The following is a 14,409-nucleotide window of genomic DNA, read 5'->3' on the forward strand; positions in this document are numbered from 1 at the left end:
CGCGCTCCGAAATGATGGTCAATCCGGAGAGCTTACCATCAAGCGCCTGCGCGCAACATGGCCGCCTTCAAGGCCTGGCTCAGCGTTTCATACGACTCCGCCAGGTGCGCCTTGGCCTCGCGGCTCATCGGCCTTGCCATCGCGCCGCGGAGATCGCGTTGCAGCGCCAGCGCGTTCTCGCGTTGCAGGCTGCGCGCGTCGGCCGGTGTGGTGGGCGATGCGCGCAGCAGGATCGCGGTCAGCCGCTTCAAATGTTCACGCTGAAGATTGCGGCGCATGCCGTTGATGTCCTTGCCGGTTTTCAGCTCGCTCCACACCGCGTCCTGCACGGTGATGTACAACTCGTCGAGGCTGAGCGCCTGCTTGCGATCGTCCAGCTTTTCCTGCGAATCGAGCAGGCGCACCGCCACCGCGTCGGACATCAGCTGGTCCAGCGCGCCGGACTGCAAGAACAATACGCGGCCGCCGACCGACACGTCGGCCCTTCCGCGCGGTTCAAAATGGTCCGCTCCCAGGCGGCTGATCATGGCCGGCGAGAATTGGAAGCTGTCCGACTTGAACAGGCTGGTGGTCAGCATCTGCAAGGCGGCCCTCTGGCGCGCCAGCGGCACCGGCGTGAAGGTGGCGCGGCCGGTGCCGGCGTGGTCGCGCAGGTAGGTCACGCCGCCCACGTACTTGACCACCACCGGCATGGTGCGCGCAAACTGCTGGAAGCCGTAGTCGAAACTGCGGCGCAGCGTCTCATAACTCTCGCCCGGTTTCAGCGTGCGGTTTTGCAGGCGGTCCCACAGCTCGCGCGAGATCGTCAGGCGGCGCTGGAAGTAAGCCAGCGGATCGCTGCCCAGGTCGAACATATTGACATCGGGGTCGGAGTTGAATCCGCCCGCATCCTGGTCGGCGCCGAAGGCCAGCAGCGGCTCGTTCGAGCGCGCGGCGATCTTCGCCAGCTCCTCCTTCTCCTGCGCCGGCTCGATGGTCTTGTAGGCGTACTCGATGGCCCAGTAATCGTAAGGCCCCAATGTCGACGCCACGTACTCGCCCTGCGTCTCGCCCTTGAGCGACAGGTTGAACGGCGTGTAGTCCATCACCGATCCGGCCAGGCCGTTCTTCTTCGTGAACTCTGGGTCCTGCAATTGCTTCAGGCTGTAGACGGTCGACGAGCGGAAGTTGTGGCTCAAGCCCAGCGTGTGGCCGATCTCGTGCATCATCAGCGCGCGCACGTAGGCTTGCGCCAGCGCTTCCGCCTCCGGACTGTCCATCGCCAGCTCGCCGCGCGCCTCCAACAGCCCCATGGCGAAGCCCATCTCGGAGGCCGACTCCATCATGTAGTTGCAGTGCGCCTGCTGCCCCGGCATCGACAACGGCGCCTGCAGCGGCATGCTGTCGTTGCCGATGATGCTGCTGCGCGCGCCGCGCGCGAACACGTCGGGCATGGCGACATCCGCATCGAGTATCTCGCCGCTGCGCGGATCGACCTGGCTCGGCCCGATGGCGACGGCGACATCCGTACCGACGTACCAGCGCACCGACGCATGGCGCGCATCCATCGTATCGAAGCGGTCCTTCTCGGTCTGCTGCTTGACGACGATGGCGTTCTTGAAGCCGATCCGCTCGAACGCATCGTTCCAGGCCAGGATGCCCTGCTTCACCGACTCGCGGTACTTCTCCGGAATGTTCGCATCGAGCCAGTAGACGATGGGCTGCTTCGGTTCCGACAGCGCCTGCGCCGGGTCCTGCTTTTCCAGGCGCCAGCGCTGGACCACATGCCGGGCCGTGGTCGGCGTCACATCGTCCGAATAGTCGTGCGTGGTGTAGGCGAAGTGGCCGATGCGGTCGTCCGCGACGCGGCCATGCATGGGCTGCGCCGGCAGCGGCATGAAGCTGTAGTAGAAGCCGAGGAACATGCTGCGCGGGTCCGGCAGCGTGGTCGGCGGACTGGCGATGGCGGCCGGCACCGGCGTGTTCGGCATCACCACCGGCGCCGCCGCGATGCGCGGCACGTAGAAGTGGGCGTTGACCTGGAAGCCGGTCATGGACTCGTCGGAACGGATGGTCAGGAAGCTGCTGTTGCGCGCATCCATCGCATATGGCATGCGGAAGGCCGCTTCCAGCCGGGTGGTAAAGCTTGGGATATCGCCGAACAACAGGATATTCGCTTCGACCAGGATCGCATGGCTCTGCGGATGCGGGCCGCTGGCCACCGGCGCGATCGCCAGCAAGCTGTCGGAGAACGCCTGCGACACCGCCAGCGCCTGCGGCGTGCCGGCCTTGGCGCCGTAGTCGGTATTCTTGGCGATCATCTGCACCAGGTTGCCGATGCGGTGGAACACCACCACCTGGCTCAGTCCCATCTGGCTGCCGTAGATACCGCGCTCGCCTATCCCGTTCGGCATGTTCACGGTCATGAAGAGAGGACGGTCGAACTGGTCTGGCCGCAGCTCGATCCAGACCTTTTCCTCTTTCTGGTACAGGTTCAGGAAGCCCTGCACCTGGGCGGCGCCGCGCACCACCTCGGCGTAAGGCCTGGGCGCGGAGGCTGCTGCTGCGGCTGCGGCCAGCGCGGCGGCCGGCGGCACAGGCGCGCTGGCGATGACGGGGGCTTCAGGTGTGTGGGGGACCGGCGTGGGCGGCACCGGCTCCTGGGCCAGTGCCTGCGCGCCGAGCGTCAGCAAGACGGCGGCGCGGAGAGAATTCAAGGCAAACATGGATATCCTGTTACGTTAGAAAAGGCATCCCGGTACTGTAACCGAAACAATAACTAACGAAACAGAATTTCCCGAGGCTCCCCTCTAAACCTGCGGTGTACGCAACACGCCCGCATTGACCACGCCCCGGCAGGGATTGAGGCCGATGGCGTAGGACAGGTCGGCCGGGCGGGCGATGCGCCACAGCGCGAAGTCGGCGCGCTTGCCCACTTCCAGGCTGCCGATCTGCTGTTCGCGGCCCAGCGCGCGGGCGGCGTGCACGGTGCAGCCGGCCAGCGCCTCCAGCGGCGTCAGACGCCACAGGGTGCAGACCATATTCATCGCCAGCAGCAGGGACGTCATCGGCGAGGTGCCGGGATTGCAGTCGGTGGCCACGGCCATCGCCACGCCGGCGGTGCGCATGGCGGCCACCGGCGGCGGCGTGGTGTCGCGCAGGAAGTAGTAGGCGCCGGGCAGCAGCACCGCCACGGTGCCGACGGCGGCCATCGCCGCGATACCGGCCTCGGTCAGGTGCTCCAGATGGTCGGCGGACAAGCCGTGGTAACGCGCCACCAGCTCGGCGCCGCGCTGGTCGGACAGCTGTTCCGCATGCAGCTTGACCGGCAGTCCCTGCGCGCGCGCAGCCTGGAACACGCGCTCCGTCTGCTCGTGCGAGAAGCCGATGCGCTCGCAGAAGGCGTCCACCGCGTCGACCAGGCCTTCGGCGGCCAGCGGCGCGATCATCGCGCACACTTCGGTGACGTAATCGTCGGCGCGGCCGGCGAACTCCGGCGGCACGGCGTGCGCGCCGAGGAAGGTGGCGGCGACGCTGACCGGCAGCTCGCGGCCGATGCGGCGCGCCACGCGCAGCATATTGGCTTCCGATTCCAGCGTCAGGCCGTAGCCCGATTTAATCTCCAGCGTGGTCACGCCCTCGGCCAGCAGGCTGCACACGCGCGGCAGGCTTTGCCGCAGCAGCTCGTCCTCGGACGCGGCGCGGGTGGCGCGCACGGTGGACATGATGCCGCCGCCGGCGCGCGCGATGTCCTCGTAGGTGGCGCCGTTGAGGCGCGCCTCGAATTCGTCGCTGCGGTTGCCGGCGTGGACGATGTGGGTGTGGCAGTCGATCAGGCCCGGCGTCAGCCAGCAGCCGCCGCCATCGTGCACGGTGACGGCCTGCTCGCCCGCCGGCATCTCCGCCTGGGGCCCCAGCCACGCGATCTTGCCATCCTTGACGGCGATGGCGCCATCGCGGATTTCACCGTAGCCATCGGCCATCGTGGCCAGATGCACGTTCGTAAACAACACATCCCACATGCTTGGAGCTTTCTTTAATTGTTGATGATGTCGACCACGAACACGGTTGCGCGCTGGGCTTCCATCGACCATTCCTCTTCGGCCTCCAGCACCAGCAAGTCGTAGCGCACCATGGCGATGCGTTCGCGCGCGCTGCTCACCGTCAGGCTTTCGCCGTCGGCCAGGAACAGCAGCGTGGTGCCGCTGCGGCGCGTGAGCTGCTCGGCGCCGTTTACCAGGACCGACTCAAGCCGATGGCGGCAGCGGCCACGCCGCGACATCACGTTGAAATCGGTGGTCAGCCCGCCGACGACGGTGGCGTGCACCGCCGCCTCGCCGTCGAATTCGATCAGCGGCTCGCTGGGGCTGAGCACAAAACGCTCTTCGCCGAAGTCCAGCAGGACGCCATCGCCGTCGACCAGCGCCAGCGAACGGTCGATGCCGGGAAAACTGGAAAAAGGCCCGCTCTGCGAAATGGTCGCCAGGCTGACGCGCCAGTCGAATTCATCGAAGCCGGTGCCGGCGGGAGCGACGGCGATTTCCGTCGTGCTGCCGCCGCCGTTCTTCCACGGCGCCGGCCGCAGGCTTGCATACTGGATTAGCTGGGTCATTGGAACTCCCTCAGTTCGGCCAAGGTCTGCTTGAAGCGCGCAGCGATCGCCTGCTGCGCAACGTGCTGCTGATTGCGTACTACCCACTGGCCGCCGACCATGACGTCCTTGACCAGATTGTCATTACCGCAGAAGACGAAGCTGCCGAGCACCTCGTCCAGCGCCAATCCATACAAATTCGGGTGCTGGTCGTCCAGCACGATCATATCGGCGCGGCGGCCCGGCCCCAACGCGCCCACCGGCCGTCCGCTGGCCTGCGCGCCGCCCTGCAAGGCGCCCTGCCACAGGAAGTCGCCGACATTGCGCTGCTGCGCCGACACCGCGATATTGCGGCGCTGGTGCTGCAGGCGCTGGCCGTATTCCAGCCAGCGCAGTTCTTCCACCGCGCTTTGCGAAATATGGCTGTCGCTGCCGATGCCGAACCGTCCGCCCGCCGCCAGGAACTCCTCCAGCGGGAACAGGCCGTCGCCCAGGTTGGCCTCCGTGGTCGGACACAGCCCCGCCACGGCGCCGCTCTGCGCGATGTTGTCCACCTCGTCGCGCATCAAGTGCGTCGCGTGGATCAGGCACCAGCGTTGATCGACTTCCACCTGGTCCAGCAGCCATTGCACCGGGCGGCGTCCGCTCCAGTCCAGCGATTGCTGCACTTCCTGCTTCTGTTCCGCGATGTGGATATGCACCGGACGGTCGCCCGGCAGCGTCACCAGCACCTCGTTAATCTGCGCCACCGAGGCCGCGCGCAGCGAATGCGGCGCCACGCCCACTTCGGTCTGCCCGTCGCGCAAGGGCTCCAGCGCCTCGATCACCCGCAGCACATCCTGCGGATCGGTCTTGAAGCGCTGTTGCTCCGGCTTCAAGGCGCTTTCGCCGAAGCCGGAATAACTATACAACACTGGCAGCATGGTGATGCCGATTCCCGCCAACCGTGCGGCGGCGATGACACGTTCCGCCGTTTCCGCCGGGCGCGGATACATGGCACCGTCCGGCGCACGCTGCACGTAATGGAATTCGCACATCGACGTGTAGCCGTGGCGCAGGCATTCCGAAAACAGCTGGGCCGCTATGGCCTCGATATGCTCCGGCGTGATATTGCGGGCGAAGCGGTACATCAGGTCGCGCCAGGTCCAGAAGCTGTCCTTGGTTTCGCCGGCCTTTTCCGTGCGGCCGCCCAGCGCCCGCTGGAAGCTGTGCGAATGCAGGTTGATCATGCCCGGCAAGATGTACTCCACCACCGGCGCGATCAGCTGCGCGCCGGCCGGCGCAAGCACGCCGGCGTCGACGCGGACGATGGTGCCGTCCGCGTCCCACTCGACCAGCACATCCTTGCGCCAGCCCTCCGGCAGCAGCGCGTTGCGCGCGAACAGCCGGTTCATGCGCGCCCCCAATCGGCGGCGGCCTGCGTCATTTGCTGCAACAGGCCTTGTACCTGCTGCGCGCGGTCCGCGCGGTAGCCGTACGGCGCTTCCTCATCCATGTAGGTCGACTGGCACATCTCCAGCTGGATCGCATGGACATTGTTGGCCGGCTGGCCGTAGTGACGGGTGATATGCCCGCCCTTGAAGCGGCCGTTGACGGCCACGCTGAACTGCTGCTGCGCCTGCGCGCGCGCCACGATGGCGTCGCTCAGGTCCGGCGCGCAGCTCTTGCCGTCGGCGGTGCCGAAGTTCAGGTCCGGCAGCTTGCCCTCGAAGAAGCGCGGCACCACCGACGCGATCGAATGCGCGTCCCACAGCACCACGCGGCCGTGCAGCGCCAACAGCCGGTCCAGCTCCGCGCGCAATTGATCGTGATACGGCTTCCAGTACGCGGCCAGGCGGCGCTGCACTTCAACCTCGCTCGGCGTATGGCCATCGCGGTACAGCGGCTCGCGGTGGAAGGTGTCGATCGGGCACAGGCCGGTCGTATCCTGGCCCGGATACAGATTGGTGTTTTCCGGCGGCCGGTTCAAATCGATCACGTAGCGCGACCAGCGCGCCGACAAGGTCGACGCCCCCATCTCGCCGAGGAACTCGTACAGGCGCACCAGGTGCCAGTCCGTGTCCTGCTTGTCGACGGCGGCCGGCGTCATCGCCGCCGCCACGTCGTCGGGAATATCGGTGCCCACGTGCGGCATGGACACCAGCAAGGGAATACTGCCTGCTTTGAACTGATAGTCCATGACGCCTCCTCTTATGGATGCAAGGACGTGAACAAACCTTTGCACGACGCGCTCAACTCGCCGCGCATGACCATGCCCTTGGCCGCTTCGATATCCGGCGCGAAGAAGCGGTCGGCGTCGAAGAACGGCACCTTCTGGCGCAGCTGCGCATGCACATGCTCCAGATGCGGCGAGGTTTTCAGCGGACGGTGGAAGTCAATGCCCTGCGCGGCCGCCAACAGCTCGATGCCGATGATGACGGCGGTGTTGTGCGCCATGTCGTCCAGGCGGCGCGCGGCGTAGGTCGCCATGCTGACGTGGTCTTCCTGGTTGGCCGAGGTCGGGATCGAATCGACGCTGCCCGGATGGGCCAGCGACTTGTTCTCCGACGCCAGCGCGGCAGCGGTGACGTGGGCGATCATGAAGCCGGAGTTCACGCCCGGATCACGCACCAGGAACGGCGGCAAGCCGGACAAGGTGGCGTCGATCAGCAGCGCGATGCGGCGTTCGGAGATCGCGCCGATTTCGGCGATGGCCAGCGCCAGCGTGTCGGCGGCGAAGGCCACCGGCTCGGCGTGGAAGTTACCGCCCGAGACCACCACCGACAGCTCGCCGTCCTTGAACAGCAGCGGATTGTCGGTGACGGCGTTGGCTTCGATCAGCAAGGTGCGGGCGGCGTTGTTGATGATGTCCCAGCAGGCGCCCATCACCTGCGGCTGGCAACGCAGGCAGTACGGATCTTGCACGCGCTCGTCGCCGACCAGGTGCGAGGCGCGGATCGCGCTGTTGCTCACCAGTTGACGATAGATCGAGGCGGCGGCGATCTGGCCCGGCTGGCCGCGCACTTCATGCACGCGGGCGTCGAACGGCGAATCGGAACCCTTGGCAGCGTCCAGCGACAGCGCGCCCGACACCATGCCAGCTTCCAGCAGGCGCTCGGCCATGAACAGGCCATGCAGCGCCAGCGCGGTCGACACCTGGGTGCCGTTGATCAGCGCCAGGCCTTCCTTCGCGGCCAGCACCACCGGCGCGATGTTGGCGGCTTTGAGCGCGTCGGCGGCGGGCATGATTTCACCGTTGACGCGCACGTCGCCCACGCCCAGCATCGCCAGCGTCATGTGCGACAGCGGCGCCAGGTCGCCCGAGGCGCCGACCGAACCCTTGGCCGGAATGGCCGGCATGATGCCGGCGTTGTACAGCGCGATCAACGTGTCGATGATCAAAGGACGCACACCGGAGTAGCCGCGCGCCAGGCTGCCGATCTTCATCAGCAGGATCAGGCGGCAGACGGCATCCGACAGCAGGCCGCCGGTGCCGACCGAGTGCGACAGGATCAGGTTGCGCTGCAGCTGCTCCAGCTTCTCGTCCGGGATGCGGGTCTTGGCCAGCAGGCCGAAACCGGTGTTGATGCCGTAGGCGGCGTCGCCCTTGGCGACGATGGCGCGCACGGCAGCGGCGGAGGCTTCGATGACAGGGTAGGCTTCGGCGGCCAGCGCCAGCGGACCGGCGGCGCTCCACACGGCGCGCAGTTCGGTCAGGGTCATCGCGCCCGGTTTCAGGGTCAGTGCATTTTTCATAGAGGTTCTCAAATTATTTAATCATTGGGAGATTGAGGCCGTTGCGCTTGGCGCAGGCGATGGCCGTCTCGTATCCCGCATCGGCGTGACGCATCACGCCCGAACCGCTGTCGTTGACCAGCACGCGCGCCAGGCGCTTGGCGGCGGCGTCGGTGCCATCGGCCACGATCACCACGCCGGAGTGCTGCGAGTATCCCATGCCCACGCCGCCGCCGTGGTGCAGCGACACCCAGGTCGCGCCGCCGGCGGTGTTGAGCAGCGCGTTCAGCAGCGGCCAGTCGGAGACGGCGTCGGTGCCGTCCTTCATGCTTTCGGTTTCGCGGTTAGGGCTGGCGACGGAGCCGGTGTCCAGATGGTCGCGGCCGATGACGACCGGCGCTTTCAGCTCGCCGTTGCGCACCATCTCGTTGAAGGCCAGGCCGGCGATGTGACGCTCGCCCAGGCCCAGCCAGCAGATACGCGCCGGCAGGCCCTGGAAGGCGATGCGTTCGCGCGCCATGTCCAGCCAGCGGTGCACGTTGGCGTGGTGCGGGAACAGCTCCTTGATCTTGGCGTCGGTCTTGTAGATGTCTTCCGGGTCGCCGGACAGCGCCACCCAGCGGAACGGGCCGCGGCCTTCGCAGAACTGCGGACGGATATAGGCCGGCACGAAGCCAGGGAAATCGAAGGCGTTCTTGACGCCGTGGTCGAACGCCACCTGGCGGATGTTGTTGCCGTAGTCGACGACCTTGGCGCCCAGCGTCTGGAAGTCCAGCATCGCCTGCACGTGGACCGCGCAACCTTCGGTGGCGGCGGCCTTCAGTTCCTCGTGGCGCGCGGCGTCGTGCTGCGCGGCCTTCCACTGCTCGACGGTCCAGCCTTGCGGCAGGTAGCCGTTGATCAGGTCATGCGCGGAGGTCTGGTCGGTGACGATGTCCGGAACGACGCCACCGGCTTTGGCGCGGCGCACCAGCTCCGGCAGCACGTCGGCCGCGTTGCCCAGCAGGCCGATGGAGATGGCGTCGCCATTGGCCTTGTGCAGTTTGATCATCTCCAGCGCCTCGTCGATGCTGGCGGCCTGCTTGTCGAGGTAGCGGGTGCGCAGGCGGAAGTCGATGCTGCTCTGCTGGCATTCGATGGTCAGCGACACGGCGCCGGCCATGGTCGCGGCCAGCGGCTGCGCGCCGCCCATGCCGCCCAGGCCTGCGGTCAGCACCCAGCGGCCTTTGAGGTCGCCGCCGAAATGCTGGCGGCCCGCTTCGGCGAAGGTCTCGAAGGTGCCCTGCACGATGCCCTGGGTGCCGATGTAGATCCACGAGCCGGCCGTCATCTGGCCATACATGAACAGGCCTTTGCGGTCCAGTTCATTGAAGTGTTCCCAGTTGGCCCACTTCGGCACCAGGTTGGAGTTCGCGATCAGCACGCGCGGCGCGTCTTCGTGGGTCTGGAACACGCCGACCGGCTTGCCGGACTGGATCAGCAGGGTTTGATTGTCTTCCAACTCGCGCAGCGAGGCCAGGATCTGGTCGTAACATTCCCAGTTGCGGGCCGCGCGGCCGATGCCGCCGTAGACCACCAGGTGTTTCGGGTTTTCCGCCACTTCCTTGTCCAGATTATTCTGGATCATGCGGTAGGCCGCCTCGGCGCCCCAGTTTTTACAGGTACGCTCCGGTCCGCGGGGGGCGCGGATTTCGCGGCTGGCGTCAAAACGTGGATCGCTGTCTAAATGGGTCGTCATGGTGGCTCCTGCTCCTGAGTGAGTGGGACCGGCCAAGCACGCAACAACGCACGCACGGCCAGCGCATCCTCAAAGGATAAGTTGTATATACAACCAAGTCAATCAGTTTTTAAGCGGTGCGAGGGGAACGAATAATTCCTGAGCTTGTCAAATAGGTCATCAGCGCTTGATATCTTGCCAGCATACGCCTGCACATGCCGAATATTTTGCGCCGATCAGTTTCAGAGGCGATTTCACGTCAAAATGGTTGCAAAAGGTCGCAATAAGTGGCACGTTAACACCTACTACTTAGAGGTGACATGATGGCGATTTCCTTGAAATTATCAGACGAGCTAGTCGAAATGGCTAAGCCACATGCTGCGGCCGAGCACCGTTCGATTCCCAAGCAGATCGAGTACTGGGCGCGACTGGGAAAGGCTGTCGATGAAAACCCCGGTTTGCCGCTCCAGTTCATCAAAGATACCTTGCTTGCCACTCAAGAGGCTAAGGCCGGCATGCTCACGCCATATCAGTTCGGGACATGACTGTGCTTGACGTTCTTGTCACCCCGAATTTTATAAAGACCGTCAAAAAGCTCCGCGCCAAAGATAAGGCCATCGTAGATAGAGCGGTGAAGGCGATCGCCACCGATCCAACCATCGGGGAGGAAAAGAAAGGTGATCTGGCCGGAATTTTTGTGCACAAGTTCAAGATTAACAAGCAGGAGATTCTGCTCGCGTATCAGCTACACCCCACTAAATTCCAGCCGATTTCGGTAGTACTCCTGAGCTTAGGCTCGCATGAGAATTTCTATGCAGAATTGAAGCGACAAAATTAGGGAACAGCGGTGCTTAATCCGGCCGCTTGTCTTTCTTGTACACCCGCTTGCCGCCCATCCAGGTCTGCAGCACCTGCGTCTTGCCGATCTGCTCGGCCGGCACCTTGAACAGGTCGCGGTCGATCAGGATGAAGTCGGCCCACTTGCCCGGCTCCAGCGTGCCGATGACGTTTTCCTGGTGCGCCGCGTAGGCCGCATCCAGCGTGAAGCAGCGGAACGCTTCGATCAGCGTCATCGCCTGGTTCTTGTACCAGCCGCCGGCCGGCACACCGGCGTTGTTCTGCCGCGTGACCGCCGCATGCAAGCCTTCGAACGGATTCGGCGACTCCACCGGGAAGTCCGAACCGCAGGCGATGCGCGAACCCTGGTCGAGGAAGGTGCGCCACGCATACGCGCCCTTGATGCGCTCATGCCCCACGCGCTGCTCGGCCATGTTCTGGTCCGAGGTCGCATGCGTCGGCTGCATCGACGGGATGATGCCCAGCGCCTTGAAGCGCGGGATGTCCTCCAGCGCCACCACCTGCGCATGCTCGATGCGGTGGCGCAGTTCGACGTTGTTATATTTCGGGATCAGCTGCGCGTAGGCGTCGAGGATCTGGCGGTTGCCGGCGTCGCCGATGGCGTGCACGTTGACCTGGTAGCCGGCCTTCATGGCCTTGTTCATCTTGGCCAGCATCTCGGCGTTCGGATAGAACAGCAGGCCCCTGGTCGACGGCATGTCGCTGTACGGCGCCAGCAAGGCCGCGCCGCGGCTGCCCAGGGCGCCGTCCGAGTACAGCTTGACGGCGGCCAGCGCATACACATCGTTGCCATAGGATTTGAGCGGACCTTCCTTGGACAGCTCGTCGAAATCGGCCGTGGTGTCGCCGATCATCGCGTACACGCGGGTGGTCAGCTTGCCGTGGTCGGCATAGTCGCGATACAAGTCGTCCTGCACCACCTTGATGCCGGCGTCGTGCACGCTGGTCAGGCCAACCTTGGCCAGTGCGGCCAGCGCGTTGTCCAGCATGGCGCGCGCCTCGTTGGGCGTGGCCAGCGGCACCACCTTGGCGACCAGCTCCATCGCCGCGTCCACCAGCACGCCGCTCGGCTTGCCGGAGGCGTCGCGTTCGATCTTGCCGCCCTTCGGGTCCGGCGTATCCTTGCCGACGCCGGCCATTTCCAGCGCCTTGGTGTTGACCCAGATGGCATGGCCGTCGACCCGATGCAGCAGCACCGGGCGGTCGCCCACCACCGCATCGAGTTCGGCGGCGGTCGGGAAGCGGCCCAGCTTCCACACTTCCTGGTTCCAGCCGAAGCCGATCACCCAGGCGTTCTTCGGGTGCGTGCGGCTGAACTCCGCCACCGCGCGCACCGCCCCGCCCAGCGAGGTGGCGCTGAACAGCTCCACGCCGGAGGTGATTTCGCCCAGCTCGAACACGTGGCCGTGGGCGTCGATCAGGCCAGGCAGCAGGGTCTTGCCCTGCACGTCGATGTGCTCCGCCTTCGGCAGCCGGATCGCCGTCTCGCGCTCGCTCCCCACCGCGACGATGCGGCCCAGGTCATCGAAGGCCAGCGAACTGAATCGCTGCAAGGTGCCGGCCGCGTTCAGCGTATAGCCGTTGGCGTGGTCGATGATGGTGTCGGCCCGCGCCAGCGGCAGCACGGTGGACAGGGCCAGGCTGACGGCGGCGGCCAGCGGGGCGGGCGAAAAACGGGATGTGCGCATCGATACTCTCCATTCGGAAGCAAGAACAGAGTGTAGCGCACAACCCGCCGAACGCAACGTCTAGAACAAGCCTTGCAGCGACACCGACAACAGGCGCGAGTCGCCGAAGAACGGATAGCTGTAGTGCGACTTGTCCTTGCTGACGTCGTACTGCACCTTGAGCGCGGTGTTCTTGCGGAAATCCCAGCGCAGCGACAGGTACTGCGTGTTGCGCGCTTCGATAGGCTCGTTGATGGTGGTGTAGCGCGAGAAGGTGTACATCGGCGTCCACGCCTCGTACTGGTAGCCGACGGCGACCAGCGCGTACTTGTAGACGTTGTTGAGCCCCTTGCCGAGGTCGACCTGCTCGTAGCGATCCAGCTCGGACTTGACCAGCCAGTTCTTGTAGTCGACGTTGGCCGACAGCCCGGCGATGCGGGTGCTCTGGTCCTCCACGAAAAACACCTTGCCCGCCGGGCTGTCCTGCCAGGTCGAGTCCTTGTAGTGCATCAGCATGGCGCGCACGTCGAAGATGCCGTTGTTGGCCGACACATAGCCGCCCACCATGCTCTTCCACGATTCATGGGTCGGCGTGGCGTAGTAGATCTGGGTGTCGTAGGTGTCGTTGTGCTGGGTGTAGCCGCCGGCCCACATGTGGAAGGTGGCCGCCCAGTCGGATTGCCCCAGCTGCGTGCGGTAGCTGGCGTTGGCGCCCTGGTAGGCGTAGATCGGCCAGCCGTAGACGTCCGGCGCCGGCCGCACCCACGGATAGGCATAGCCGATGTACAGGTAATCGCTGTAGTAGTACAGCGGAATGCGGAACTGGCCGGCCTGGAAGGTCCAGGCGGAATCGGCGGACGGCTGCCAGGTCAGGTAGGCCCAGTCCAGCGTCGGCTTCAGGCCGTGGCCGGGATTGTGGGCGCGCACCAGCACCTGCGCCGTGGCCGACAGGGTCGGCGAGAACTCCTTCTTCAGCTGGAAACCGACCGACGACTCCTGGTTGAACTGCCAGCCCTCGCTGCGTTCGTAGACGGCCGCGTATTCCCAGTTCTGTACCGTGCAGGGGCATTTCCACTGCATGTAGTCCCACGGCGTGCCGCTGCCCTGGGCTTTGCCGCTCAGCACGCGGGCGCCGGTCAGGTTGTAGAAACCGGTCAGCTTGAGCGTGCCGTCGTCGGTCAGGTCGGTGGCGCCGGCCAGGCCGGCCAGCGCGGCCAGTGCCATCGCTATCAGTGTTTTTTTCATTGAGCAGACTCCAGTAGAGGGAAGGACACGCCAGTTCAAGGAACGATCGCCACGACCTTGACCGTGTCGTCCACCGCCGATTTTTCGATATAACCGATGGCGTTGACGTTGTCGGCCACCGCCTTCTTGACTTCGGCACTGCTCTTGTATTCCTTCGGGGGCTTGCCCTTGGCGGTGAAGACGATCTTGGACCAGATGGCCTCGACCTGGGCCGGCGACTTCTCCAGCACTTTTTTACAGAACTCGGCGCGCAGCGGCGAATTTTCCGCCTGTTCCACCGGCGTGAACTGCACCGAGCCGCCGAGGAAGAACTGCGCCGCCTGGGACGGGAACATGCGCGTGGCCGGGTTTTGCGGATTGACGATGATGGCCAGTTCGGCCTGCGCCGTCAGCGTCGCGCCACCCAGCGTCACCGCGGCGAGCAGCAGCGCCAGGCGCCGCCGCGTAAAGAGCAATTGCAGATCCATATCACCTCTCTGGATTAGTACAGAAGGAAACTATCACCGTGCGAATGCATTCTAGCTCGCGCTTTTTTGCATCATAGTAATTTTTTACCAGGTAAAGGTTTTCCTGACCCAGGATGTTTCGATAGAACAACGCCCTGCCTTGCGTTCGCGGCCGGGCAAGCCGGTTACAAT

General features: G+C 65.0%; 12 protein-coding genes. 2 read left to right on the forward strand and 10 right to left on the reverse strand.

The features are described from left to right. Positions 1-38 precede the first annotated feature (38 nt). From AC07OK_RS03940 to hutU, 7 genes are all read right to left on the reverse strand, one after another. Positions 39-2,705: a zinc-dependent metalloprotease gene (locus AC07OK_RS03940; RefSeq protein WP_494689056.1), complete on the reverse strand. Its 2,667-nt coding sequence runs from the start codon at positions 2,703-2,705 to the stop codon at positions 39-41. An 84-nt stretch (positions 2,706-2,789) separates the two neighbouring features. Further along, positions 2,790-4,001, reverse strand: a complete 1,212-nt coding sequence (hutI, locus tag AC07OK_RS03945) for an imidazolonepropionase (protein WP_494689057.1) — start codon at positions 3,999-4,001, stop codon at positions 2,790-2,792. 14 nt (positions 4,002-4,015) lie between these two features. Further along, entirely contained in the window at positions 4,016-4,591 is a 576-nt protein-coding gene (locus AC07OK_RS03950) for a HutD/Ves family protein (protein ID WP_494689058.1), read from the reverse strand. Next, positions 4,588-5,964 carry a formimidoylglutamate deiminase gene (locus AC07OK_RS03955; protein WP_494689059.1) on the reverse strand — a complete coding sequence of 459 codons (1,377 nt, stop codon included), beginning with the start codon at positions 5,962-5,964 and terminating at the stop codon, positions 4,588-4,590. Before AC07OK_RS03955 ends, AC07OK_RS03950 begins: the two co-directional genes overlap by 4 nt. Further along, the gene (gene hutG / locus AC07OK_RS03960) at positions 5,961-6,749 is read right to left on the reverse strand and encodes an N-formylglutamate deformylase (protein WP_494689060.1); all 789 of its coding nucleotides are present in this window, start codon (positions 6,747-6,749) and stop codon (positions 5,961-5,963) included. Before hutG ends, AC07OK_RS03955 begins: the two co-directional genes overlap by 4 nt. Before the next feature lie 11 nt (positions 6,750-6,760). Continuing rightward, a complete protein-coding gene (hutH, locus tag AC07OK_RS03965; protein WP_494689061.1) occupies positions 6,761-8,305 on the reverse strand; it encodes a histidine ammonia-lyase in 1,545 nt (514 codons plus the stop codon). 13 nt (positions 8,306-8,318) lie between these two features. Next, positions 8,319-10,022 (reverse strand): urocanate hydratase, encoded by a 1,704-nt coding sequence (hutU, locus tag AC07OK_RS03970; RefSeq protein ID WP_494689062.1) that lies wholly within the window; start codon positions 10,020-10,022, stop codon positions 8,319-8,321. Positions 10,023-10,321: 299 nt separating this feature from the next. Between hutU and AC07OK_RS03975 the strand changes: the two genes are divergently transcribed. Then, on the forward strand, positions 10,322-10,546 hold the full coding sequence (locus tag AC07OK_RS03975) for a TA system antitoxin ParD family protein (RefSeq protein WP_494689063.1): 225 nt from the start codon (positions 10,322-10,324) through the stop codon (positions 10,544-10,546). Continuing rightward, the gene (locus AC07OK_RS03980) at positions 10,543-10,839 is read left to right on the forward strand and encodes a type II toxin-antitoxin system RelE/ParE family toxin (protein ID WP_494689064.1); all 297 of its coding nucleotides are present in this window, start codon (positions 10,543-10,545) and stop codon (positions 10,837-10,839) included. Before AC07OK_RS03975 ends, AC07OK_RS03980 begins: the two co-directional genes overlap by 4 nt. A gap of 13 nt (positions 10,840-10,852) precedes the next feature. On the opposite strand, the gene AC07OK_RS03985 is transcribed toward AC07OK_RS03980, so the two are convergent. Genes AC07OK_RS03985 through AC07OK_RS03995 form a run of 3 tightly spaced genes read right to left on the reverse strand, consistent with a single transcriptional unit; the run spans position 10,853 to position 14,238 of the window. Next, complete coding sequence (locus AC07OK_RS03985) at positions 10,853-12,547, reverse strand: amidohydrolase (protein ID WP_494689065.1); 1,695 nt, start codon at positions 12,545-12,547, stop codon at positions 10,853-10,855. A 60-nt stretch (positions 12,548-12,607) separates the two neighbouring features. Continuing rightward, a complete protein-coding gene (locus AC07OK_RS03990) occupies positions 12,608-13,771 on the reverse strand; it encodes a hypothetical protein (RefSeq protein ID WP_494689066.1) in 1,164 nt (387 codons plus the stop codon). A gap of 35 nt (positions 13,772-13,806) precedes the next feature. After that, the gene (locus AC07OK_RS03995) at positions 13,807-14,238 is read right to left on the reverse strand and encodes a type 2 periplasmic-binding domain-containing protein (protein ID WP_494689067.1); all 432 of its coding nucleotides are present in this window, start codon (positions 14,236-14,238) and stop codon (positions 13,807-13,809) included. Positions 14,239-14,409: the final 171 nt, after the last annotated feature.

It is taken from the genome of Duganella sp. GW821-FHT07G03 (assembly GCF_059418605.1).